This is a genomic window from Pseudomonas poae (assembly GCF_001439785.1).
Classification (GTDB): Bacteria; Pseudomonadota; Gammaproteobacteria; order Pseudomonadales; family Pseudomonadaceae; genus Aquipseudomonas; species Aquipseudomonas poae.
Genome location: NZ_JYLI01000014.1, coordinates 20,689 through 47,285 on the forward strand (window position 1 = coordinate 20,689; position 26,597 = coordinate 47,285).

Below are 26,597 nucleotides of genomic sequence, written 5' to 3' on the forward strand. Positions count from 1 at the left end.
GCATATTCAGGGAATGACTATGTCCGAGATCCAATCACACCTCAATGAGGCCCGCCGCGATGCCATGCTCAGTTACTACCTGACTCGCTGCATCAGCGCGCCGCTGAAAAACTCACTGCGCACCCTCAACGACCTGCACGACTATTGGCTGCTGGATGTGCAGGTCAGCCAGGCGGTGCCAAGCAGTCCGGTGGCCAGTGCCATAGCGAGCCTGCAGCAGTACATCAATCGGATTCACCTGGGCCTTGAACCCGGTTATGAAACCCAGGGCATGTCGCCCGACGAAGCCCGCGACTGGCAGGAGTCCCTGAGTACTTACCCCGTTTGGAGCGCCAGGCAGCAGTTGCGTTATCACCCGCACAACTTCCTGGACCCCACGCTGCGCGAGGACAAAAGCGCGAGCTTCGAACAACTGGAGAATGACCTCAACCAGAACCGAATGCAGCCCGACACCGTGCGCAATGCGGTACAAAACTACCTGTCGCGCTTTGAGCGCATCGCCAGTATCCAGACCCTCAACGGTTACATTGACGGGGACACACGGGCCCTGGAAGCCAGCACTTATTACTTCGTCGGCAAGGCCGCCACGGATGACCTCTATTACTGGCGCTCACTGGACCTGTCGCAACGCTCCAGCATCAACCCGAAGGCACCCTCGCCCCTGGCCTGGAGCGACTGGGAAAAAATCAACCTGACGTTTTCCGCCGACACGCCCACTCACAGCATTCGCCCGGTGCTGTGCGATAAACGCCTGTTCATCGTGTGGGCCGAGTGCGTAAAACCTGCGCCCCATAATGCATTCCAGACCGCTGATGACGTGGATCCCGACGCTCAGGATGAGGGCGAAAAACACCGCATGGCGGAGTGGCTGAACAGCCGGTTCGTGAAATTCCGTCTTTGCTTTTCCTACAAAAAACTCGACGGCAGTTGGAGTCTTCCGCACACGGGTCTGGAAACACACTGCGTGACCCAGGACATCAATGCGCTGTCCCTCACGCAACTCAAGCACATCACGCACACCGTGGCGGTGATGGACAGTCGCTCCCCGCCTTCATTGTTTCTCGGTATACAAGCCAGTTCCCGCAATGACGGTGCCTCGCTCCTGGGGGCATTCTTCCAGGCCATTTCCGTGGATCAGTCCCTGAACATCCAGACCGTCGCCTCCGGCGCCAGCCCGGACAGATACACACTAGTGCCGGGCTCGGCGGTTGCACGGGAAACCATACGCCTGCTGGAAGCGTTTGACGCCTCGGTAAAAAACCCCTTGCAGACGGCCTTGCTGGGGGGGCCTGACAAGGACAATATCTTTTCAAGCACCGTGTTGCCCCCGTTTGCCAGTCGGTACTTCACGTTGTTTCTGGACATCAACAAACACAACCTGCAGTTCCAGGTGCAGCCTGCGGGCGAGCAAGATAACAAGGTAATCAATCTGGCACCCGTGCTGCATCCGCCCGGCACCATGCAAAGCTGGGACTTTGAAACCAGGAGCCAGGCGATAGCGCCTGCAGATACCACCGGCACCACGTATGACGCCAGCACCGGCGAGATTGTGTTTACTTCAAAAACGTCAACCAGCTTTCAGCAGACTTACACGCTCACCTTCAAACAAGAATCCGGTCAAGCAAGCATTACCCTGGTCACCAACTCGGCATTGCACGATCCAGCCACCACCGAAATTGAACTGGCCAGAGGCTCGCACCTGACCCTGCAGGCTGAGGTGGCGAGCGCCGAAGCCGTAACGCACCATGCAATGTTTTTTAAATCCATCAGGACGGGCAAGAGCTTTTCCAACGCGCTTTATGACAGTGGCTCGGTCCTGTTGACCCTTACCCATCAGTCCAAACAGATACCGGACCCAAGACCCGGGCACGATGCAAACGCCACCGTCAACGTCTTTGAATACGCTCTGGAAGGCAAGCGCCTTAACCGAAACCTGTTCATTTACTTATATGACCACCCTCAGGAAAAGTTCCTGATGGTTCTTGACCGCTATAGCGGTTATCACCTGCCCGGCGATGACAAGGCGATTAAGAAGCTGCACTTCATGAGTGACCTGAGGGTCGAGTTCGAATCGGCAAGGTCCAATACTCGCGCCTACAAACACGTCATTCTGCAGTCCAAGCTGGCTGATATCCCGGCGCCCGAAGCCATTAACAACAACACCGCCCTTATCCTCAATCTCTCCAACAGCGAACATGAAAGCGAGGCGGACTCCGCACCGGAATTGCCGCCCGGACACAGTGCAACGGCGCGGATAAAACTACCCAACGGGAGAGACCTGTCATCCGTCACGGTTATCCATGGCGTCATCACGCTGGAGAGTGCCGGCAACGGGATGACAGTGCTTGGCTACGCACTCAAGGCCGTCACCTGCACGTTGAGCACCGTCCATGCCGACTCCGAGCCGCCGCAGGCACCCGGCATTCGTCGCCAGCAAAGCCTGGGTGCCGGCAACATCGAGTTCCTGGAGTTTCCCGCGCGCACCAGCCCGAGGATCCCGGCGATCCGGCTCAACACCTGCTTTGCGCGACAGTTGGTCGAGTCGGCCACGCCGAGCCTTGATCCGCTGTTTTCCAAGCCCCTCGCCGCCTGGACAGAACCGCCGCTGTCTGCAGACCTTGCGCCCCACCCCCTGGACTTGCAGGGTGCACACGGCAAATACTTTCGTGAACTGTTTATCTACCTGCCCTGGACCATCGCCCATTACTTCAACCAGCAACAGCAATACGCGCACGCACGAACATGGCTGCATTACCTGCTCGATCCCAGCCATCCCCAAGCCGGCACGCTGCACGGGCTGAACAGCCAGCCGCCTGAACTGAGCTACACCTGCCAGCACCCCGACAGTGCACATTACAAGGCGCTCAGTTTCCCGTTGTACCTGCGCAAGGCCCTGAGCCTGCTCCATGTGGACATACTGCTCAACCGCGGCGACGCCGCCTATCGACAATTGAGTCCTGACCATCTGGTCGAAGCCAGGCTCTGGTACAGGCAGGCCAGCAACCTGATGGGCATGCGCGCAACTGTTACCCGTGCCGATACCTGGACCCCACTTTCACTGGATGAACTGGCCAGCGCCGCCTCAAAGACACTACGTGCGCTTGAACGTGACCCGGCCCACACCAAGACGCTTCTCCCACACTGCAAAACACCGGGCCAGCGCACTTGGCTCAAAGACAGCCCGCACCTCTACCGTCCTCTGAACACACACCTGGTTACCCGCTGGGACGCCCTCGAAAGTCGCCTGCACGGGCTGCGCAATCACCTGGACATCAACGGCAAGCCCATACGCCAGTCGCTGTTTGCCCCGCCGCTGGACCCCGCAGCATTGTTGGCGCGACATGCGCAGAGTGGCGCCGCTGGCGACAGCACCCTGCAACTGCTGCGCCCGGAAGTCGGTCACTACCGTTTCCAGACCCTGGCAAGCCATGCCCAGAGCGCGGTAGACAGCCTGGCGCAGTTCGGCAGTACCTTGCTCACGCTGATCGAACGCAAGGAGCAGGCGCAATTGCTCGAGCTGCAACAGCAGCACGCCTGGGAACTCGCAGAAGGGGTCGTGACCCAGCAAATCCAGGCGCTGGCCATTGATGAGAAAAACCGCGAAGCATTGCGCCGCAGCCGCGAGGTGATCAAGGCGCGCCTGGACTTCCTGACGCTGAGGCTGCACGACGGCATCAGCGCTGGCGAAACCGCCGCTGGCCAGCATTATCTGGACAGCGCCGCGTGGGAACGAAAAGTCGCCATTGCCGGCGTAGGCGCCGGCGCAGCGATGCTGGCGCCGAATATCTTCGGCACCTCGAGCGGCGGCATGCGCTGGGAAGGCGCGTTTCATGCCTTCCAGGCCTTCGCTCAGGGTGAGGCCAACGCTGCGCGCGCCATCGGCAATGATCTGGACCGTGCCGAGCAATTCAATCGCCGCGCCCAGGAGTGGAGCCACGCCGAGCAACAGGCGCAGCTGGAATTGGCTCAGATCGATGCCCTGCTACAGACCCAGGCAGAACAGGAAAAAGCCACCCGCCTGCAATTGCGCAGTGCCCGCAGCGCACTGGCACAGGCCAGGACGACCTACCAGGCGCTCGGCCGACGTTTTTCCCAGGCCCAGCTTTATCAATGGCTCAATGCTCGGTTGGGCACTTTCTATTACGCGCTTTACGACAGCGTGCAATCACTGTGTCTGGCCGCCGAGGCCTGCTGGCAATATGAGACCGCTGACAACCGACAGTTTTTCAAGGGCGATAGCTGGCACCACGCCTCCCGCGGACTGCTGAGCGCAGAATCGCTGAAATTGAATCTGGTACGCATGAGCACGGCGTACCTGCAACACACCCCACGGGAACTGGAAATCAGCAAGACCGTATCGCTGCGTCACCGCCTGATCGAGACGGCGGCCAGCCCTGACGATGCCGAAAAACAACCGCCTTCGGGCAAAACCTGGGCAGATCACAAGGCAACATTGGTCGCCAACGGCACCTTGTACTTTGATCTCACCCCTGCCCTGTTCGACGAGGACTACCCAGGCCACACACTGCGCCGCATCAAGCACATCAGTGTGTCGCTGCCCGCGACCCTCGGCCCTTATGAAGACATCAAGGCGATGCTGACCCAGACCAGCAACGAACTGCACATGCCCGATGGAAGCTTCAGGAAAGACTGGCGGGCGCACCAGCAAATCGCCTTGTCACGGGGCCTGGATGACAACGGCCTGCTGACCCTCAATTTCGATAACGACCCGCGCTACCTGCCCTTTGAATACACCGGTGCGGTGTCGTCCTGGAGCCTGAGTTTCCCCCAACCCGCACTACAAAAGCGCCTGTTGGAATCGATCAGCGACATCATCCTCCATGTGCGCTACACCGCACGTCCCGGCAGGAGCACGCCATGAAGACACCAGAGGCGACCCCGTCGCCCCTCAGCGTGCCGTCGCTGCCCGACGCCGGCAGCGCTGTCAAAGCCAGAAGCAGCGACTGGGGTTCTGTCGGCGCCAACGGTACGGCAACCCTGGCAATCCCCCTGCCCGTTTCCGCCGGCAGGGGTTATGCGCCGACGTTGGCCTTGCGCTACCGCAGCGGCGCAGGCAACAGCCCGTACGGGTTCGGTTGGGAGCTGAACCTGGGCGCCATCACCCGCTGCACCCGGCGCGGCGTGCCGAGCTATACCGCAGCCGATAGCATCCTGGGACCCGACGCGCAGACCTGGATGCCCGAATGCGACGCCAACGGCACGCCACTGCAGCGCCGGCGCGAGCGCTTCAACCAATTACCGCTGCCTGCGCCCTGCACCGTCACCCGCTACTTCCCCGCAGTCGAAAGCGACTTCGCGCGCATCGAACACTGGCGCACAGCCGCTGACGCCGTGGGTTTCTGGCTGATACAGGCGCGCGATGGCAGTCAGCATGTGTATGGCAAGACGGCCTCGGCACGCATTGCCAATCCCGATGCGCCCGATCAAGTGGCGCAATGGTCGCTGGAGGAAAGTCTCAATCGCCACGGCGAACATATCGGCTACCACTACCTGCGCGAAACCGAGGCTCACACCTTTCCCTACGATTGCCGGGCGCAGCACTACCTGCACGCGGTGTATTACGGCAACGTCAAGGCCAGGGAAAAGGAGACGCTGTATCTGCTGCATGCCGATGACCTCTCACGTCAGGACTGGCACTTTCACCTGCTGCTCGACTACGGGCAACGCAGCACGGCCATGGATCAGGTGCCGCCCTACGCCTCGCCCGGTCTCTGGCCTGTACGCCAGGATGCATTTTCCAGCTACGCCTACGGCTTTGAACTGCGCACCCAACGCCTGTGTCGGCAAATCCTGATGTTCCACTGCTTTCCCGCCGAATCGGCCATGGGCCCGGCCCCGGTGCTGGTCAAGCGACTGTTGCTCGAGCATCAACCCGCCGCCCCCTGCCGACTGATTGCCGTACACGAGCAAGCCGTCGATAGCCAGGGCCAGCTCGCGTCCTTGCCGCCCCAGGAGTTTCATTATCAAAGTGCCCGGCTGAAGCTGAACAAAGGTCGCTATCAACGCCTTGAGGATTTCCCAGGTCTCAATGACGGGCAACGCTATCAAGTGGTGGACCTGTACGGCGAAGGGTTACCGGGGCTGTTTTACCGGGGCGATAACGCCTGGTTTTACCGCGCCCCGCAACGAGATGAAAACCGCGCAAACGCAGACGAAATCACCTACGCGCCGCCTGAGGCGATACCCATCAGCGCCATGGCCGACATGCTGCGGCCCGTCTATCAGACCCTGCTGGATGTGGACGGCGATGGCCGGCTGGAGTGGGTCTTGGCGCGACCCGGCCTGAGTGGCTTTTTCAGGTTGGGCGCGCAATCGGACGCCGCCGGCTTCGTGCCGTTTGACGCGTTTCCAGCAGAGTACTTGCACGCGGACGCGATGTTTGCCGACCTGTTGGGCAGCGGCTTTGCCGACATGGCCCTGGTAGGCCCGCGCAGCGTGCGTTTGTATGCCAATCAACAGGCGGGCGGGTTTGCCGCAGGCATCGACCTGCCACACCGCATCGACGGTGACGATTTGCCCACCGTGACATCGTCTGCGCGTGACTGGGTCGGTTTCAGCGACATACTGGGCAGTGGTCAGCAACACCTGGTGCGCATCCGCCATGACGAGATCAAGTATTGGCCCAATCTGGGGCGCGGCAGGTTCGGCAAAGGGCGAGTGCTGACGTCCCTGCCCTTTCGCGAAGCAACGTTCAACGCGGCCAATATCGTGCTGGCCGACCTGAACGGCTACGGCGGCGCCGACCTTCTTTACCTGTCTCACGACGCGCTCAGCATCTACCTCAACAAGGGCAGCAAGGGCTTTGCCGGCAACCCGTTGAAATTGCCCTGGCCATCCGGTGTGGCGTATGACGCTTTGTGTCAGGTCAGTGTGGTGGATATACGCGGGCAGGGCCTGGTCAGCCTGATCATCAGTGTCATGCATCCACGCCCACAGCATTGGCGCTACGACTTTTTCAATAAAAGACCCGGCTTGCTTCGCTACCTCTACAACAACCTCGGCGCAAAAGCCCGCATCACCTACCGCAGCAGTGCCCAGGAATGGCTCGACGAAAAACAGGAACTTCTTCACCAGGGCAAACCTGCCGTCAGCCGACTGCCGTTCGCACTCGACCTGGTGAAAACCCATGAACAGCGCGACGAGACCACCGGCGGTGCGCTGATCCAGCGGTATCAGTACCGACGGGCGTATTACGACCCTGACGAGCGAACCTTTAACGGCTTCGGCCTTTTGCTGCAAAGCGATCGCGAAACCGCCTACCACGCAAGTCACACGCGTAGCCTGTTGAGCAAGCGCTGGTTTCACACCGGCCAGTTCCTTGACAGCCCCGGTGACGGCTACAGCGCCCACGACCGGCACAGCGTCACCTTGGGGCCCACGCTGTTGGCAAGCTATGAGGCCGGCGCCGGAGCGGCCGAGCCCACCGCTCATCACGACCGCTTGATCACCCGCCCTTCATCCCAGGCCGTGCGTGACGCAACCCGCGCCCTCAGAGGTTTGCCATTGCGAGTGGAAGTATTCGCCCTCGATCCGCCAGGCGCCGTGCCGTACTCCGTGCAACACCATCGTTACCTGGTGCGTCAATTGGCACCGGTATCCGGCGCGCTGCAACGGGCGCGCATGCTGCCCCTTGAAGTGGAAACGGTGACATCTCTCTATGAACAGGTCGCAGACGATCCGGTTTGCGAGCATCGGCTCAATTTGCGCTGGGATGCCTATGGCAGCCTGGTGCATGGCGTCACGGTCCATCATGCCCGCCGCAAGACACCGGACGATCCGCCGCCTGATGTGCTGACCGACGCCCACCCGCAGCAATGGTGGCGCGATACCCACGACACGGCGCAACAACAGTATTACCTGAGCGAAACCCTGGCGCAGTGGATTCACCATACCCAGGAGGATCAATGGCAGCTGGCCCTGCCCTACCGGCAACGCAGTAATGCCTGGACATTGCCCAAGGGCCTGCCACCGTCAGGCTTGAACACTCAGGCCATCAGCTATGAAGGGTTTATCCAGGCGCAATCAGGGCCAATGGGGCCGCGGGCGCCCCGGCAACTGAGCGGCTTGTCGGTGCAGCACTACCGCGAGCCTGGCGGCAAAGGCCAGGTGCTTGAACCAGGCGTGGCCACGTTCCAGGCACTGACCAGTTACCTGGAAACCGCTGAACTGGACGCCGCCGCGTTGCAGGCTCTGCAAGCCATCCCTCGCATGCCGGGCCAACTCGCCTGGGACCTGCCGCAGCGCTTGAAGGAAATCGGCTATCAGGCCATGACGGTGTTTTTTTGCGCCAATGATGAGGAACGCCAAACGCCGCCCACCCTCTGGTCCATCCGCCGACAGTTCCCCCGCTATCGCAACGCCAAGCATTTTTATCGCCTGCACGCCTGGCGCCTGACCCAGGCCGAGGATGAGACCAGCGTGACCCACGACCCTTACGACTGTCAGGTCATTGAAGTCAAACAGGCCGACGGCTGCGTGACGCAACTGCACCATGACTATCGCCTGTTGCAACCGGTCAAGCTGACCGACGCCAACGGCACAGTGCAGCAAGCGCTGCTGGATGCGTTCGGACGCGTGATTGCCAGAAGCATCATGGGCAATGAGTCTGGCACGCAGGTCGGCTTCGGCGCATTGACGGCCCCCGACGCGGCTTTGCACACCTCTGTCGAAGACGCTATCCAGAGGCCTGAAACCGTACTGGGCCACGCAGCCCGCGCCGCCTGTTACGCAGTGTTCTGTTGGATGGGCAGCATCGCCAGGCAGCAGATACGCCCCGAGTGGATCAAGCGGCGTTACTTGCTGCCCGATGGGCACATCCGCAGCGCCGCCCGCCCTTACCTCAAAGCCAGGTCGCGCCAGTTGACCGAGTCCGAGCGGGCCTTATCGGCGTTGATCAAGCAAGCGCGCCGCACGCCGGTGCACAGCCTGGAACTGGCAGCGGACCGTTACCCGGGCGACGAGGCGCGAATCATCCACATGACGCTGGCGTTCCAGGACGGTGCTGGCCGCACCTTGCAGCGCACGCAAAAAGCCGAGCCCGGGCCCGCGTATGTGATGGCGGACAATGGCGACCCGGCGATTCAAAACAGTGCGCTGCAAACCGCACACGCCGACCCGCGCTGGTGCGTCAGTGAACGCACCGACTACAGCCTCGAAGGCCGTATCGTGCGTATTTACCGGCCGTTCTTCAGCGATCGCCATCACTTCGTCAACGCTGAACCCTTGCGTAAGCTTTGGCACAGCGACACCCAGCTGTACGACCCTCTGGGCCGACCTGTACGCACCCTGACCGCCAACGCAACGGTACGACAAACCACTTACTGGACCTGGTACACCATCAGCGAGGATGAAAACGACACCGGGTCGCCGGAGCCGACGCCACCATTGCCCCCGGCGTGAGACGTGGCGCCACCGTGGCGGCGCTGGCACCGCCACGGTGATTCACTCACTTACCGGCGCGCCCGCACACCGGCCACGCGCGTGCTTCTGGGCGTATAACGGCGCCACAGGCCTGCGTCAGTCTCCCAAGGCGCATCAACCCTGATCTGGCCTTGATAGAAGTTCACCCTGCCGGCCAGTTGCGTTCGGTGCCGATATAGCCAGCGCAACTCCGATGCGGTGATCGATGAGCGCGACTTGTCGACCACCGCCTCTATGTCCAGATCATCGAGGGCAAAATGAACCACTGCGCTGCTCTGCTCACCGGTCAAGGTGCGCAACGCGGATTTGCTGCTGCGACTGACCATTTTTTTCTGGATATCCGAGAGGCCGCTGCCGATGTAGTGAATAGCCGTCGCCTCGAGTGAATAGGCACCTGCCTTGAGGTCCCTGACAAAGGCTCTGGCAAACTGCTGGTTGCATGCCGTGGCCGCACATCCGGAATACCGCGACACAACGCCCTCGTAAAACGGTTGGACACTGGTGGATATTTCCCCAATGAGCTCGCGCTTGAGACGGGTATAGACAGGGTCTTCATGACGGACCGGCGTTAGCAGGTTCCGGAAGTGCTCAGGCGCCACTTGTCTGAAGCTGCTAAAGGCTCTGACCTGGGACGCCAGACCGGCAGTCCAGGCTTGCAACTGCGAACCCGAGAAGTAAGCCGCCATCGTGTCGCCTCTCCCGCTTAGCAGCGACCACCAGCTCCTGTAGGTAAAAACGGTCGCGGACAAGCCAAAAATAATATCCCCTCGCCCCGGCTGGAATTGCTCGCCAAAGGTGGCCTGCCCGCCGTCGGCATCCCTGAACCGCAATGGATTGCCTCGGGCCATTGCATACAGGTTCAAACCGTCCACGTCGCCCAGCGGGTCCGGGCTGATCCAGCGTTGCAACCACGGCGCGTAATAGCGCGCCCCGTAGTAGTAAAGACCCGTCGCGTCGCGCTCCTTGTCCGAATAACGACGCACCTTGTGGTAGCCGCGCACAGTATTTTGCACGGCCCACCACGCTGTGGCGCCATAGGGATAGTAGTGCTCCTGACTCAATAGCCGAGCCTGTTCGTCCAACGTGAGCGAACAACTCTTGAGGTGATCCTGGAGGCAGAAATGCAGTGGGTGCGTGTCCAGGTAAGCGGGTTTGCCAGAGTGCCATTGCACCACGGTGACTCGCCCACCGCCCGTGTCGATATCCAGCAGATTGAAGCGCTTGCCTCTTTGCTTGTGGACTTGCAGACCGGGCAGGTAATACGTCAATCGTGTCTCCTTTGCGTCACCCTCGCCTTTGCTGCGAAGTTTCAGGGCCCGCTGACCTTGACTGTCATACACGTAGCTTTCCCCATCGGAATCACCGCTCTGACGTTGCACCTGCACCAGCTGGTTGCGCACATTCCAGACCGTCAGTTTGCCGGAACCCAGTGACTGTAGATTGCCATTGGCATCGAAGGCGTCTGCCAGTCGAGCCGACCTGTCTTGAGCGGCAGGCAAGGCGCGGTTGCTCAGCGCAGCGATCTGCAGCTCTCGGGTATAGCCCGTGCCGCGGGAAGGCAGATGTTGGAGCCGCGTCAGATTGCCGGCCTCATCGTGCTCATAGTGCTGAGTGTAATTGCGCCATAGCCCTTGCTCCGTTGCACCCAATTGCACGGCTGGCGGGAGTGCCGGGCCACCTGTGGCGACGGCGCTCTCCCTGCCGCTGGCCTGGATCAACCGATACAACGTGTCATACCGGTACGTGCTGACCGCCTCGATCCGCGCATTGCTGTGCCACCGCGTCGGCTGGGCCAGGTCGCTGATGCTGAGAATATTGCCCACCGGGTCATATTGATAAGCAAGCTGCTGCAGCGGCGTGCCAGCCTCGCCTTGACGATAGGCTTTCAGTTGCACCAGACGACCATCGCGTTCGGAATAGTCGGCCACCTTGATCACACCATTGCCCGCCCGCTCGGACATGACCTGGCCACTGGCGTTGTACACCCGCTGATCCATCAATACCTGGCGGTTCTCGTCCTTGAGGGTCAACGCCATTTCCAGCAGCCGTCCCTGTTGCCCGTAGCGCCGATGTTGAGCGTTGCCCCTGGCGTCGACCTGCTCCAGCAAGGCACCCAGCGCGTCGTAGCGCCAAGTGGTGGTATAGGCGTGGCTTTCCACCTGAGCGTATTGAGCGGCATCGCTTTGTGGCCAATCGACAGGCGAGAGGTCAGTACGAAATTGCCGGGTTTGTCTGATCACCTGTTGTTCGATCGAGTACGCCTCTATCTGCAGCACGCCGGCCGGGTCCGTATGACGAATCAACCGACCGCAGCGTCTGGCGACTGCGTCGGAGGGGCTCGCGGCCGCGTACTGCATGCGCTCGACACAACGAGGCGAAGCATCGCCTGCCGATTGCTCGAACACCGCAGTCGGGCGCAGCAGGCGGTCGTAATGAAACGACTGCTGTGCACCGCGCGAATCCCAATCATGCAGCCGTTGCCCCGCAGTGCCACGCAGGACCAGTCGCCAGCCGGCATCCCCGGTTTCGGTGCGCACGGTTTCGCCGGACAAGCTATAGAGATTGGATTGCGCAGCCACCCCGCTCTCGCCACGGGCAAACTGGCGGGGATCCCATTGTTCAAGCAGCAGGCCACTGGCGCCAAACACCTGGCGATTGACCCGTGGCTGCGGCGGGTCCGTCGGCTGGGTGCGCAAATATTGCACGGTGCGTACCGCCAATCCACGTGGGTCGACAGCGGTCAAAGTGGGCGTGTTTCGATGAAGAGCAGCAGACATGAGCGTTGACCTGTTTTGCACTAAGGTCAAAAAAGACTAGGGGGGGTGATAGTGAGGGAGGGGGTAATGCACCTCGGTTTAATGTAACCGGATTCTCAAAATGCGCACCGACATCCGCAGGCATTGCGCCTGCGGGTGTCGGTCAGGCTCAGTGCCCGCCGGCGCAGGTCGGCGAAGCCGGGGCTGCGTCGATGGTCGCCCATTCCTGCGGCGTGTAGGTATGCAGCGCCAACGCATGAAACTCGGTCATCAGGTCACCCAAAGCGGCGTAGACCTTCTGGTGGCGCTTGACGCGGTTGAGCCCCTCGAACTGCTGGCTGACCAGCACGGCCTTGAAGTGGGTCTGCAACCCACGGCTGTGCATGTGGCTTTCATCCAGCACGCTCAAGTGTTCCGGGCTCAAGGCGCCAAGCGCCGTTTCGATACGCGGTTGCATGGTCATCGCTGCTTACTTCTTCTTGGCCGGTGCGGCGGCTTTGGGCGTCAGCTCGTTGGTCATGTCTTCCAACAGCTTGTTGACCACCGGCACGGCGCTTTCCAGTTTGGCCTGGGTCATCTGGGCCGATTGCTGGGTCAGCTGCGGCATTTTTTCCAGGACCTTCTTGCCCAGCGGGGACTGGTAGAACGCAACCAGGTCCTTGAGCTCCGACTCGCTGAAGTTGGTGGTGTAAAGCTTGACCATGTCCGGCTTCAGCTTCGGCCAGCCAATGGCCTGGTCGAGCGCGGCGTTGGCCTTGGCCTGGTAGCTGTCCAGTACGGACTGCTTGGCGGCCGGCGCCTTGGTTTGTTCGAAGCGCTGGGCAAACATTTGCTGCACTTGCATGTACACCGGGGTTCCCAGCTTGTCGGCATGGGCCAGGGTAAGGAAGGCTTCGGCACTGGCGTTGTGGCTGGCGGTATCGGCAAAAACCTGGCCGCTGGCGCAAACCAGAGCAACCGCGGTACAGATGGCACGAAGACGAGTCATCGAGTTTCCTTTTCTACAGGCGAGGTAAAACCCCAAGGGCGACCATTCTGCGCCTAAAAAACCTCGCGGCTCAACCCCAGGCCTTGTCGGACAAGGTTCAGCGCCGCGTTAATCCGATGAAAAGTCTTTTATGGAACCCCCCTGGCCCATCACGGCCTAAACTGCGCTGACTGACTTCAAGGAGAGTGCCCGAATGAGCCGTATCGAAACCGACAGCCTGGGAGACGTCCACGTCCCGGATGACGCGTACTGGGGCGCCCAGACCCAACGTTCGCTGGTTAATTTCGCCATCGGCGAGCAACGCATGCCGCTGGCGGTGTTGCATGCCCTGGCCCTGATCAAAAAGGCCGCCGCGCGGGTCAACGACCGCAACGGCGACTTGCCCGCCGACATCGCCCGCCTGATCGAACAGGCCGCCGACGAAGTGCTCGACGGCACCCACGACGACCAGTTCCCACTGGTGGTGTGGCAGACCGGCAGCGGCACCCAGAGCAACATGAACGCCAACGAAGTGATCGCCGGGCGTGCCAACGAACTGGCGGGCAACAACCGTGGCGGCAAGAGCCCGGTGCATCCCAACGACCATGTGAACCGATCCCAGAGTTCCAACGACTGCTTCCCCACTGCCATGAGCATCGCCACGGTAAAGGCTGTGCACGAGCAGTTGCTGCCGGCAATCACCGTGTTGTCCGGCGGCCTGGCCGAGCTGGCGGCGCGGCACATGAAGCTGGTCAAGACCGGCCGCACCCACATGATGGACGCCACGCCGATTACCTTCGGCCAGGAAGTGTCGGCCTTCATCGCCCAGCTCGATTATGCCGAGCGCGCCATCCGCAGCGCCCTGCCGGCCGTGTGCGAGCTGGCCCAGGGCGGCACCGCCGTGGGCACCGGGCTCAACTCGCCGCACGGTTTTGGCGAAGCGATCGCCGCCGAACTGGCGGCCCTTTCCGGCTTGCCGTTCGTGACCGCCCCGAACAAATTCGCCGCCCTCTCCGGCCACGAACCGCTGGTCACCTTGCACGGCGCACTCAAAACCCTGGCCGTGGCCCTGATGAAAATCGCCAACGACCTGCGCCTGCTCGGCTCCGGCCCGCGCGCAGGCCTGGCCGAAGTCAAACTGCCGGCCAACGAACCGGGCAGTTCGATCATGCCCGGCAAGGTCAACCCCACCCAGTGCGAAGCCCTGTCGATGCTGGCCTGCCAGGTGCTGGGCAACGACGTCACCATCGGCATCGCCGCCAGCCAGGGCCACCTGCAGCTCAACGTGTACAAACCGGTGATCATCCACAACCTGCTCGAATCCATCCGCCTGCTGGCCGACGGCTGCAACAACTTCCAGGAGCACTGCATCGCAGGTCTGGAACCGGACGCCGACCAAATGGCCGAGCACCTCGAACGCGGCCTGATGCTGGTGACGGCGCTGAATCCGCACATCGGCTACGACAAGTCTGCGCAGATCGCAAAAAAAGCCTATGCCGAAGGCCTGACGCTGCGGCAGGCCGCACTGGACCTGGGCTACCTCACCGACGAAGAATTCGACAAATGGGTACGCCCTGAAAACATGCTGGAAGCCGGCCATTAAAAAGCGCTTGATCTGCTTTTGATCTTGCTCTTGATCTTGATCTTGATCTTGATCTCAGGCGCCCCGTCAACCACGCTGGCCGAACGCAGGCTTGAATCCGTGGGCAACCCGGCAGGACGCCGGGTTAGCCGCGCTGGGCCAAGGATGGCCCATCGCGGCGGCCCACGGATTCAAGCCTGTGTTCGGGAACACCGAGCCCAAGCGAGGTGCCGAGTGGTGGGGCGAAGCGTTTTTGGTTACTTTTTGCGCTCTTCAAAAAGTGACCCGCCGTAAGGGCGGAACCAATAGCCGCCATAACCGCAGCAACGGATATGTACACAACCAAAACCACCATCGGGAGCAAGCCCCCTCCCACATTTGAACCGCGTAAGCCCTAAGAAGCCAGTCGCACCCGACGAGCCCTGAGCCCCGCAATCAACGAAGGCGCCAAGGCGACCATCGCCGACCCCATCACCACCACCAACGCCCCAAAATAACCCAACGCATTAATCTCCTCAGCCTGCACAAACCCAGGCCACCACCACGCCGCCAGCGCCACCGCCACAAAAGTCACCAACGGCGTCAACGCCAGCGTCGCACTCACCCGCGAAGCCTCCCAGTGCGCCAGCGCCTCCGCAAACGCCCCATACGCCACCAACGTATTCATGCAACACGCCAGCAATAACCACCCCTGCAACGGACTCAACGCCAATGCCTCCAGCGGCTGCGCCCACGGCGTCAATAACGCCGCGCAAAACAGATAAATCACCATCATCACCTGCAGCGAATTCCACACCGTCAGCAGCTGCTTCTGTCCCAACGCGTAAAACACCCAGATCGTGGTCGCCAGCAGCACCGTCAAGACCCCGGCCGTGTAGGCGCCCATGGAAGTCAGCAGTTCAGCCAGGCGCTGGTTGAAGAACAACCCAAAGCCCACAATCAACACCACCAACCCCAGGCCCTGCCCCAGGCTGAAGCGCTCCTTGAACACAAACACACTGGTGACCATCAAAAAGATCGGCCCCATCTGCACCACCAGTTGCGCGGTGCCGGGGCTGAGCATCTTCAAGCCCACCAGGTACAGCACGTAGTTGCCCACCAGTCCACAGACGGCCATCGCCACCAACCCGGCCCCCCTGGGGCCCAGCACTTTCAAACTGGGCAAACGCCGGGTCGTCGCCAGATAGACGAACAGGCAACCGCCGGCCACCGTCAGGCGAAACCAGGTGACGGTGATCGGGTCCATCACCTGCAATACCTGTTTGAGCTTGACCGGGAGAATGCCCCAGAGCAGCGCGGTCAACAGGGTCAGGAGAAAACCGTAGACCCAGCGACCGGAAGAGATGTGCATGAGGAGCCCCGAATGCCTGAGATAGAAGAGCCTGCATTCTAGGGGCAAGCAAACAGATCGGGCTATGCACTAATGCCGTTCAGTCAAGCGCAGATCCCCTGTGGCGAGCAGGCTTGTCCTGCGTTGGACTGCGCAGCAGCCCCAAAACCAGGCGCTGCCGTATCAGGTACACCGCGTTTTGCTGAATTGGGGGCGCTTCGCACCCCAACGCGGGGCAAGCCCGCTCGCCACAGAGGCTCCAGTTTGCTGCGCGACAGCGCTAAGTCGAAGACTTGGCGGAGCCTCCCGCATGGCTTCAGCGCACGGCTTCAAAGAGTCCGCTCGCACCCATGCCGCCGCCCACGCACATGGTCACGATGCCGTAGCGCAGATTGCGCCGTTGCAGCTCGCGCACCAGGTGCCCCACCTGCCTCGAACCGGTCATGCCGAACGGGTGACCGATAGCGATAGCGCCGCCGTTGACGTTGTACCTGGCATTGTCGATCTCCAGCCGGTCACGCGCATACAGGCACTGGGACGCGAATGCCTCGTTGAGTTCCCACAGGTCGATATCCGCCACCTGCAAGCCCTTTGCCTTGAGCAGTTTGGGCACCGAAAACACCGGCCCGATGCCCATCTCGTCGGGCTCGCACCCGGCCACCGTAAAGCCACGAAAAAACGCCTTGGGCTTGAGCCCCAGGGCCAGCGCTTTTTCCAGGCTCATCACCAGCGTCATCGAGGCGCCATCGGACAACTGCGAGGCGTTGCCCGCCGTCACCGAGCCGTCCTCGGCAAACACCGGTTTCAGGCTGCTGAGGCTGGCCAGGGTGGTGTCGGGGCGGTTGCAATCGTCGCGGTCGACCACACCGTCGAGCATCTGCACGGTGCCCGTGTCTTTGTCCTCAACGCGGTACTTGACCGCCATGGGCACAATTTCATCATCGAACAGGCCAGCCGCCTGCGCCTGCGCGGTGCGCTGCTGGCTCTGCAGCGCATACGCGTCCTGCGCCTGACGGCTGACGTGGTAACGGCGCGCGACGATTTCGGCGGTCTGGCCCATGGGGAAATAGATGCCCGGCACCTGCTCCTTGAGCAAGGGGTTGATCAGGTGATCGGTGTTGATGCTCTTCAACGTCAGACTGATGGACTCGACGCCGCCGGCGACAATGATATCGCTGCAGCCCGAGGCAATCTGGTTGGCCGCCATGGCAATCGCCTGCAGGCCCGATGAACAGAAGCGGTTGAGCGTCATCCCCGCCGTACCGGTGCCCAACTGCGACAGCACCGCCACATTGCGCCCGATGTTCTGACCCTGGGCACCTTCGTTGGAGGCGGCACCGACGATGCAATCCTCCACCGTCGCCGGGTCAATGCCGTTGCGGGTGAGCAGCGCATTGACGCAGTGAGCCGCCATGTCATCCGGTCGGGTCTGGTTGAACTTGCCGCGAAACGACTTGGCCAGGCCGGTTCGCACGCTGTCGACGATCACAACTTCACGCATGGGCTACCTCGATCTTGTTGTTGGAAGATCGAGCGAGCATAGATTCAACCCGGCCCACCCGCGATGATCATTCACCCGGCCTATACAAAAACATGGTGATCGGACTGCCATTGGCAAGGCGCCCGATGGCAAGCAAGCGCTTAAGCAGCAAGCAGTCCTGTGATGACAGCAGGCTTTTAATCGTGGCGAGCGGGCTTGCCCCGCGTTGGGGTGCGAAGCGCCCTCAATTCAAGCAAAACGCGGCGTACCTGACACTGCGCAGAGCATGGTTTTGGGCTGCTGCGCAGCTCAACGCAGGACAAGCCTGCTCGCCACAGGGAATCTGCGCTTGAATGAACGGCATTGAGGCTTGCCACAAAAAACGCGGCGACCGTTTATTTCTTCTTCTCGCGCTTGCCGGAGCGATCGAACGCCTCTTCCAGCGCGCGGTTGATGGTGCGCAGCACCTTGACCCGCGCCCAGCGCTTGTCGTTGGCCTCTACCAGCGTCCATGACGCGACGTCGGTGCTGGTGCGGTCGACCATGTCGCCGACGGCGGTGCGGTAGGCGTCCCATTTGTCGCGGTTGCGCCAGTCGTCTTCGGTGATCTTGAAGCGCTTGAACGGAATGTCCTCGCGCGCCTGGAAGCGTTCGAGCTGGGTCTGCTTGTCGATGGCCAGCCAGAACTTGACCACGATCACGCCTGCGTCGCGCAGTTGCTCTTCGAAGTCATTGATCTCGCCATAGGCACGCATCCAGTCGGCGGGGGTGCAGAACCCTTCGACCCGCTCCACCAGTACACGCCCGTACCACGAACGGTCGAACACGGTGAACATGCCGCGCGCCGGAATTTTCTGCCAGAACCGCCACAGGTATGGCTGGGCACGCTCGTCTTCGCTGGGCGCGGCGATCGGCACGATGTGGTACTGGCGCGGGTCCAGCGCGGCGGCGACCCGGCGGATGGCGCCGCCCTTGCCCGCCGCGTCATTGCCTTCGAACACGGTGACCAGGGCGTGCCTGCGCATGCGCTTGTCGCGCATCAGGCCCGAGAAGCGTGCCTGCTCGGTAATCAGCTGTTCTTCGTAGTCGTCCTTGTCCAGGTGCAGCGTCATGTCGAGGCTGTCGAGCAGGCTCTTCTGATCGACCGAGGCCGGCAGCGGCGCCGGGTTCATGCCGCTGGTTTTCGCCTTGGGCAGTTTCAGGGCATTTTGCAGACCGTCGAGCAGGATCTTGCCCACGGTGAGGCTGCGATAGTGCGCGTCGACCCCTTCGATCACATGCCACGGCGCATAGTCGCGACTGGTGCGACGCAGAATGCGCTCACCAAAATGCACGAACTTGTCGTAGGTTTTGGACTGCTGCCAGTCCAGCGGGCTGATGCGCCAGCTGTGCAGCGGGTCGTCGGCCAGCGACTTGAGCCGCGCCTTCATTTGTTTTTTGGACAGGTGAAACCAGAACTTGAAGATCAGCGCGCCTTCGTCGCAGAGCATCTGCTCCAGACGCTCGGCACCGGCAATGGCCTGGTCCAGGCGTGCATCCTTGATGCGCCCGTGCACCCGATTCTGCAACATCTGGCTGTACCAGTTGCCGAAGAAAATACCCATGCGGCCCTTGGCCGGCAGCTGGCGCCAATAACGCCAGGCCGGCGGGCGGGCCAGTTCTTCATCGGTCTGCTGGTCGAAGGTGCGCACCTCGATCAGGCGCGGATCCATCCATTCGTTGAGCAGCTTGACGGTTTCGCCCTTGCCGGCGCCTTCGATGCCGTTGATGAGGATGATCACCGGGAAGCGCTTCTGCTGATGCAGCTCGTACTGCACCTCCAGCAGCGCTTCACGCAGCGCGGGAACCTCTGCCTCGTAGGTGTCTTTGTCGATGGCGTGACCGATTTCGGCGGATTCGAACATGGGCAGCTCCATTTCAAGATGGCTCAAGACTAGCGGATTGGGCAACGCCACGCGGGAGGAAATTCCACAGGCGTCTGTCATGGGACCAATCATTGCCGGTCGATCAGCTAGAATGGCCGCCTTGCCCTTGCCGAGTCGCCCATGAACCCCGTAACCCACGCCCAGCTCGACTGGGACGATCAAGGTCGCCCGCACTCGCGGGTCTTCGACGACGTGTACTTCTCCGACCAGTCGGGTCTTGAAGAAACCCGCTATGTGTTCCTTGAGCAGAACCGTTTGCAGGAGCGCTTTGCCGCCTTGCCCGCGGGCGGGCGGCTGGTGATCGGCGAGACCGGCTTCGGCACCGGGCTGAATTTTCTATGCGCCTGGCAACTGTTCGAACAGCACGCCGTGGCTGGCGCGCGCCTGCACTTTGTCAGCGTCGAGAAATACCCGCTGAGCCACGCCGACCTGCAACGCGCCCTCGCCCTCTGGCCGCAACTGGCGCCGTTCGCCGAACAACTGCTGGCGCACTACGTTGCTATCCATCAGGGTTTCCAGCGCCTGGTGCTGGACAACGGTCGCGTGACCCTGACCCTGTTGATCGGCGACGCGCTGGAGCAATTGCCGCAACTGGATGCGCAGATCGATGCGTGGTTTCTCGACGGGTTTGCCCCGGCGAAAAACCCCGACATGTGGACCGCCGAGCTGTTCGCCGAACTGGCACGCCTGGCCGCGCCGGGGTCGACCATCAGCACCTTTACCAGCACCGGCTGGGTGCGCCGGCTGATCAATGCCGCCGGGTTCAAGATGAAACGCACGCCGGGCATCGGCCACAAATGGGAAATCCTGCGCGGCGAGTTTCTTGGCTGGCCGTTGGAAACCCCGGCGGCGCCCGGCATCAAGCCCTGGTTCGCGCGCCCTGCTCCCGTGCTCGGTGAGCGCAAGGCCCTGGTGATCGGCGCCGGCCTGGCCGGCTGCGCCACGGCCGCGAGCCTCGCGGCGCGGGGTTGGCAGGTGAGCCTGCTGGAGCGTCATGATGCCCTGGCCCAGGAAGCCTCGGGCAATCCACAAGGGGTGCTGTACCTCAAACTTTCAGCTCATGGCACGGCGCTGTCACAGATGATTCTGGCCGGGTTCGGCTACACGCGACGTGTGCTTGAGCACCTTCAGCGTGGCGTGGCATGGGACGGCTGCGGCGTGCTGCAGTTGGCCTTCGATGCCAGGGAAACCGAGCGCCAGGCACAACTGGCCGAGGCCTTTGACCCAGGCTTGCTGCACCTGCTCAGCCGTGAACAGGCCCAGGCTCGCGCCGGTGTCGCACTGGCCCATGGCGGGCTGTTTTTCCCGGCGGGCGGCTGGGTGCACCCGCCGGCCTTGTGCGCCTGGCAGGCACGGCGCGAAGGGGTCAGCGTACTGACCCATCACGAGGTGCTGGACCTGCGCCAGGTCGACGGACGCTGGCAAGCCTGGGCAGGCGAACGCCTGCTCGACGAGGCGCAGGTGGTCGTCCTGGCCGGTGCCGCCGAGGTGCAACGCTTCGCCGACCTGCCACTCAAGCGCATCCGTGGGCAGATCACGTCCCTTGCCCAAACCGCCGAGAGCCAGTCCCTGGCGACGGTGGTGTGCGCCGAAGGCTACGTCGCCCCGCCCCGCCTGGGTGAGCACACCCTCGGCGCCAGCTTTGACTTCAAGAGCGATGACCTCACACCCACCGCCGCCGAACACGCCGGCAACCTGGAACTGCTCAAGGGTATTTCCGTGGACCTGGCTCAGCGCCTGCACGTCGACAGCCTCGACCCGGCGACGGTGCAGGGCCGTGCGGCCTTTCGCTGCACCAGCCCGGACTACCTGCCGATCGTCGGACCACTGGCCGATGCGGCACGGTTTGACCAGGCATACGCCAGCTTGCGCAAGGATGCGCGCCAGGTGCCTGACGTCGCCTGCCCCTGGCTCGACGGTTTGTACGTCAACAGCGGCCATGGCTCGCGCGGCCTGATCACCGCGCCCTTGTCCGCCGAGCTGCTCGCCGCCTGGCTGGACAACGAGCCCTTGCCACTGCCGCGCAACGTCGCCGAAGCCTGCCACCCCAATCGCTTTGCCCTGCGCAACCTGATCCGCAGCACTACGCGCAAGCCCTGACGCAGGCCGTCAGTCGAGGGGCACCTCCAGACAACCGCCCACCTCGGCGTACTTCAACGCGCTCTGGGTCTGGGTTTCCAGCTCGGCCTGTTCTGCCTGGGCCTGCTCCTTGTGGATGGTGGACACCTGCTTATGGTAGGCGGCGTCATCCAGGGTCTCGCGCGTGTCGAACACGCGCTGCAGGCGCCTGTCGAAGGGCTGGTTGATCCGCTCGAAGCGCCCGGCAAAGGTGCGCTTGAGATAGGCGCTCCAGAACGGCAGTTCCACCAGGTACTGCAACAGCTTGGGCGACAGTTCGGCGGTGCGCACCGCGTTCGCCGCATCGGTTAGATCACTGGGGGTGACGCCAGCCAGGCTGGCAAAGCGCATGTGCCGGGGCTGCCCTGGCAATTGCAGGGTATTGGCCAGCCCGGAACGAAACGCCAGGCTGACCTCCAACGGATCGGCCGCCGGATGCGCGAGGCTGTGGTTGTACGCCAGGCGCTCCAGTTGATCGAGGCGAAACAGGCTTTTGGCAAGGTCCAACAACGGCTTGGCGGTCAGCTTGCCGTCCTCGACCAGACGCTCGGCTTCACGAATTTCCACCAGCACTTCCAGGTTGCTGAAACTGACGGCCGCCGCGTCGTCGCAGTTAAGCGGCGTGGCGGCACGCTCGTAAACCTGTTCACGCAGTTGCGCGTCGTTGCCGACCGCCTCCAGCACCCGCCACACGCGGCGGTCCATGTCTTCGCGCACCAGGGCGGCATCCGCCGTGCCGCCCAATTCGGCGAGCAGATTGAACAGGCCATCCGAAGTCGGTTCATCCTTGAATCCGTTCCACAACCGCAGTTTCTCGGTGTAACGGTTTACCCGGTCATCGGCCAGCCAGAGTTCGCGGGCCTTTTGCTCGGTCAGGCGGGCAATGTCATCTTCCAGGTAGCCCATGCCCAGGCCCTTGTCGTTACGGTAATTGCGCAGCGTCTGCCGGCTGCTCGTATCCAGCGGGTTATGCCGCAGGTTGAAGGCCTGGGCAGACGCACGCGGCAATTGAAACAGCCAGCCGGGCAGCACTTTTATATCGTTTTCGCGCAGGTCGACGTAGTGGAGATAAGGCAGGCGGGCGGCGCCCGGGGGAATGCTGGTGAGCCGGCAATCGCGCAGCAACAACTCGCGCAAATCGAACAGGCTCCCCACATCAGGCGGGTCGCGCAGCGGGTTCTGGCTCAGGTTGAGGGTGTGCAGAGTGCGCATTGCGCCCAGGGTCTTGCGCGTGTATTCGGTCAATTGCAGGTTGTTGTTGGCCAGGCACAGCTCCTCCAGCCGAGGTATTTTCGACAGCACCTCGGGCAGGCGGCTGATCTGGTTGTCAGCCAGGTCCACGGCGTGCAGGCCGGGAAAGTGTTTGAGAAAATAGGCGACGTCATCGGTCTGCCCGGTGTTGCGCAAGGTCAACTGTTCGACATGGGCAAAGCTGACGCCCGCCGGCAGCATCGGCAAGGGCGCGCGCAACATGCCGTTGAGCGACAGGCCCGGCACGTTGACCCGGGCCTTGTTCGGCAACACCGTCATGCGCCGCCAGCAGCGCTCCAGCGCCGTGGCCACCTGCGCGCGGCTCAAGCGAAAGTCCTGACGCGTGCCCAGCATGAGGTTGTAGGCCGAGAGGTCGTTGCGCCAGGTTTTCAAGGCTCGGTGCAGGCTGTCAAATTGCTGTTCAAGCGCCTGCACCGCCTTGGCCCGGGACAGGTGGTCCGTGCCGGCCTCCTCCAACAGAGTGGAGAGCTGAACGTCGGTCAATGACGGATAGAGTTTGCGCAGCTTGCGCACCAATTCGCGTGCAAAGGAGGTGAGGCTCGGGGGCGCAGCTTGTACACAAAAATGCTCCTCGCTGGCGACCTTGGCCCGCTCCGGCCACAGATAGCCCGCCAAACGCGGCCGCTCTTCGCGCGCTGCCGCCGGTGTCAGGGCGCGCAAACGTGCGGCGCCCGACGGCCCATCCAGGTTCAACGCCGCACGCTGACGCGCGGACAATGCATTGAGCACTGCGGTATAGAACCCTTCAGGCCCCGTCGCCGTGGCACCCAGGGACTGGCCTTGCGCATCGAGTGCCTGATAGCCCGCCGCCGTCTTGAGCACGGTGCGCTGCACGGCAGGCTCACCCGGCGGGGCCGAGACTTGTTCGCCTGCACGGCCTTCACGCAGGTACAGCAACAGCTCCCGGGGCCATCCGGGCAGTCGTCGCATCACGCCAAGCGCAACACGGTGGCTGGCGTCGGTGGCCAGTTCCGGCGCGTGCAGGCCCATCACTGCCTGGTCCTGCGCCAGCTCATCGAGGGTCTCGCGTGCACGCTGGGCCAGGGTCAGGGGCACGCGACCGGTCTGGGCGAGCAGCCGACGCTCGGCATCCGTGGCCTGGGCCATCAGTTCGCGCACCAGCGGCGACGGCATCTCGGGAAACGCTCGCTTGAGCGGCATCTGCGCGACGGCGCCCTGGTATTCCTGGCTCAGGTAAAGCTGCTCATACACCGGGCGCGGGTTCGCCTTGAGCGAGTCCAGCAAGCGCTGTTGCAACAGGGCTTTGGCCTGCGCAGGCCGGGCCGCTTGTCCCAGCAGCGAGGCTTGCTCCTGCTCATCCAGTTCCTCCAGCAGTGTCTCCATCAGTTGTCCGTCATCGAGCTGCTGGCGGGTGATGTGGATACTCTGGTCTTCGTAATCGAAAGGCGCCAGGTCCGGATGGCTCTCCAGCACGTCGCCCTGCTCATCCAGCAACTCAAAGAAGCGCCCCTTGGGCCAACCCGGCACCAGCGGCAGCGCGAGTAGCTGGGTGTAAGCGGTCTGCGGGGTGGAGGGTTGTTGCCGCTCCATTTGGGCGATCAGGTCGACAATTTTCTGCTGTTGCTTGAAGCGCAGCACGCTGTCATTGAAGCGCGCCGGCAAAGGCTGGTGGTCCAGCGCCAGACGCTGAGCCTTGGGCAAAGACATATCGCTGACCGCGGCAATCGACTCCACTTGCTCATGCTCCAGCGCCCTGAGGCTGGGGTCCAGACGATTCAGGGTGTAGCGCAGGTCCTGCCACTGCTCGGGCTGCTCGTAAATGTGCAGCCAGCCGCCGCGCTTGTTATGTTCCAGGGGCGGGCGAAACGCCGTCGGACGTGTCGGGTGGTTGATCCGCCACTTGCCGAGCGCAGGATCGAAGCCAATGGCGTACGCCTCGCCGTCGATCCTGATATAGGACTGGCCCTGGGCCTGGTAGATACCGTAGGGATTGGTCACCCACTTGTCATCGAGGCTCGACGTTTGTCTGTAGGGCCCCAGGCTCCGCCGCCACAGGCCGGGCTGGCCATTCTGGCGGGTGACCGCTTCGACCTGATCGAAAAAGTCCGATGACCGCGCGCCGCGCCAGAGCGCACCGACGACGCGCCCTCCCACGGCAAACGCCGCCATCGAGGCGAGACTTTGCCCGACATTGCTCAGGTGCTTGAGCGCATCGGCCGTCCGGTGGTGCGCCCAGTCCTCCACGCCGTCGAAGACTTCGCCGAGCAGTTGCCCGACGGCCACGCCCGCCATCAGTTGACCAAGTACCGGCACCACAAAACCGGCGACATTCAACAGCGTCAGGCCCGCCGACAGGTACGTTTGCAGACGTTCCTCGCTGGCTTGCGCGTCCACCTCGGCCACCGGCACCGCCAACACTTGAGCGTCACGCTGGATCTTGCTGAGACAGGCGTGGAAAAAAAACGCCGAGAACCGCACCTTGACCACCACGGTCGCCAGACTGCCCAGCGCCTGCGCCTTGTCGAACCGCGCGAGAAACCCCGGGCGCTGTTCCTCGTCCAGATAGCGCTGGAAAAACCTGCGGTACTCGCTCTCTTGCAGTTTGCGCGTCAGGTACTGCTGGAAATCCTGCAAGGATGAATACTCGTACCAGGCCCGCTCCGGCTCATTGGGCATGTACAGCAAAAACGCACCGCCGGGCAGGCTGCCGGGCGTGTCTGTCGACAGCAGGAGCACGCTCCACAGCGTCGCCCCGTCGATCTCCAGGCTTTGCCAGATCATCGCGGCGTCCTCGGGCGCCAGATGCTCCACTTCACTGGCCGGCCAATCCGTACGGATCAGCTCGAGCACGCGGGTGTAACTCGCCGTGCTGATGTGCTGCCGGGCGCGGGCCAGGTGCAAGTCGACTTCCATGTCCAGGCATTTGGCCGTGCCGACCGTCATCGCCGCCGAGTTCGCGCTCAGGCTCTGCTCCTGGGTGTGATCGGTGCGTGCCGGCAACTTGAACACCTCGCACAGGTGCCGCTGATAGGCCTGGCCCAGGTCCAGCTCGCGGCAATAGGTGACGAAGTCGAGCACGCTGAGGTCCTGCAGCGGTTTGCCGCTGGCGGCGGAGCGAATCAGCGCCGACTCCGGCACGCCGCCCACGGTGGCCTGGGACGCGGGAAAGTTCTGCATGGCGGCCTGCAGCAACGTGGCCTTGTGCACGCTGGGGGTTTGCTTTTGCGCCCAGGTCAGATCCGGCATGACGCTTCTGAAGGCGTACCTGGACACTTCGAGCACATCATGCTGCACGTCGACGCAGTCCACGCCCTTGCTCGCCAGGTACGCGTGCAGGCGCTCGGCGCAGTATTCATCCAGTGGCCGCAGGCGCTCGAGCAGTGCGTTGAGTCGGGCACGGGGCCGCTCACTGGCCCGATGAGCCTGCTCCAGTGCCGCGAGCACATCGGCGTCAGCCGTCACCATCCACGGCGGCAACTGCGTGCGCAGCACGGCGGCTTTATCCAGGTCACCGCTTAAATCCAGCAGGCCTGCCTGTAGTTGGGTTTCGGTGAGCGGTACGACGACTTCAATCAAATCGAGGGTTTGGGTCATTGACATCACTCCTTGATGCTTGGAAATAACCATCCACGATAAGGCGCGTCGGCGCAGAAACGGATTCGAATATCCGTGGAGTTACCCGTCGGAATCAGTGGTTATTCCCATGTTTCGTGCACTTATCTAAGCCCCCGCAGGCACAGGCCACGCCGGGCAAGGCTTGCGGTT

Annotated in this window: 11 protein-coding genes; 4 read left to right on the top strand and 7 right to left on the bottom strand. The window is 62.4% G+C overall.

Features of this window, described 5'->3' with window-relative positions:
* Nucleotides 1-19 precede the first annotated feature (19 nt).
* Both TU75_RS17220 and TU75_RS17225 read left to right on the top strand, forming a co-directional pair.
* Nucleotides 20-4,882, top strand: a complete 4,863-nt coding sequence (locus tag TU75_RS17220; RefSeq protein ID WP_060549598.1) for a Tc toxin subunit A-related protein — start codon at nucleotides 20-22, stop codon at nucleotides 4,880-4,882.
* A complete protein-coding gene (locus TU75_RS17225; RefSeq protein WP_060549599.1) occupies nucleotides 4,879-9,420 on the top strand; it encodes a SpvB/TcaC N-terminal domain-containing protein in 4,542 nt (1,513 codons plus the stop codon). The genes TU75_RS17220 and TU75_RS17225 overlap by 4 nt, the downstream gene beginning before the upstream one ends.
* Nucleotides 9,421-9,470: 50 nt before the next feature.
* On the opposite strand, the gene TU75_RS17230 is transcribed toward TU75_RS17225, so the two are convergent.
* From TU75_RS17230 to TU75_RS17240, 3 genes are all read right to left on the bottom strand, one after another.
* Nucleotides 9,471-12,218, bottom strand: coding sequence for an RHS repeat-associated core domain-containing protein (locus TU75_RS17230; protein ID WP_231981930.1), 2,748 nt, complete (start codon nucleotides 12,216-12,218; stop codon nucleotides 9,471-9,473).
* Nucleotides 12,219-12,366: 148 nt separating this feature from the next.
* Nucleotides 12,367-12,660: a BolA family protein gene (locus tag TU75_RS17235; protein WP_003236689.1), complete on the bottom strand. Its 294-nt coding sequence runs from the start codon at nucleotides 12,658-12,660 to the stop codon at nucleotides 12,367-12,369.
* A 6-nt stretch (nucleotides 12,661-12,666) separates the two neighbouring features.
* Nucleotides 12,667-13,185, bottom strand: a complete 519-nt coding sequence (locus TU75_RS17240) for a DUF2059 domain-containing protein (protein ID WP_003236690.1) — start codon at nucleotides 13,183-13,185, stop codon at nucleotides 12,667-12,669.
* Between the two features lie 193 nt (nucleotides 13,186-13,378).
* On the opposite strand from TU75_RS17240, the gene TU75_RS17245 reads away from it, so the two are divergent.
* A complete protein-coding gene (locus TU75_RS17245; RefSeq protein WP_003236691.1) occupies nucleotides 13,379-14,767 on the top strand; it encodes a class II fumarate hydratase in 1,389 nt (462 codons plus the stop codon).
* A gap of 373 nt (nucleotides 14,768-15,140) precedes the next feature.
* Here TU75_RS17245 and TU75_RS17250 read toward each other — a convergent pair whose 3' ends face one another.
* From TU75_RS17250 to pap, 3 genes are all read right to left on the bottom strand, one after another.
* Nucleotides 15,141-16,097 carry a DMT family transporter gene (locus TU75_RS17250; protein WP_060549601.1) on the bottom strand — a complete coding sequence of 319 codons (957 nt, stop codon included), beginning with the start codon at nucleotides 16,095-16,097 and terminating at the stop codon, nucleotides 15,141-15,143.
* A 295-nt stretch (nucleotides 16,098-16,392) separates the two neighbouring features.
* Nucleotides 16,393-17,577: a thiolase family protein gene (locus TU75_RS17255; protein ID WP_003236693.1), complete on the bottom strand. Its 1,185-nt coding sequence runs from the start codon at nucleotides 17,575-17,577 to the stop codon at nucleotides 16,393-16,395.
* A 374-nt stretch (nucleotides 17,578-17,951) separates the two neighbouring features.
* Nucleotides 17,952-19,460 (bottom strand): polyphosphate:AMP phosphotransferase, encoded by a 1,509-nt coding sequence (gene pap / locus TU75_RS17260; protein WP_003236694.1) that lies wholly within the window; start codon nucleotides 19,458-19,460, stop codon nucleotides 17,952-17,954.
* Nucleotides 19,461-19,601: 141 nt separating this feature from the next.
* Between pap and mnmC the strand changes: the two genes are divergently transcribed.
* On the top strand, nucleotides 19,602-21,581 hold the full coding sequence (mnmC, locus tag TU75_RS17265; RefSeq protein ID WP_060549602.1) for a bifunctional tRNA (5-methylaminomethyl-2-thiouridine)(34)-methyltransferase MnmC2/FAD-dependent 5-carboxymethylaminomethyl-2-thiouridine(34) oxidoreductase MnmC1: 1,980 nt from the start codon (nucleotides 19,602-19,604) through the stop codon (nucleotides 21,579-21,581).
* A 9-nt stretch (nucleotides 21,582-21,590) separates the two neighbouring features.
* On the opposite strand, the gene TU75_RS17270 is transcribed toward mnmC, so the two are convergent.
* Entirely contained in the window at nucleotides 21,591-26,426 is a 4,836-nt protein-coding gene (locus tag TU75_RS17270; protein ID WP_069665413.1) for an NEL-type E3 ubiquitin ligase domain-containing protein, read from the bottom strand.
* Nucleotides 26,427-26,597: the final 171 nt, after the last annotated feature.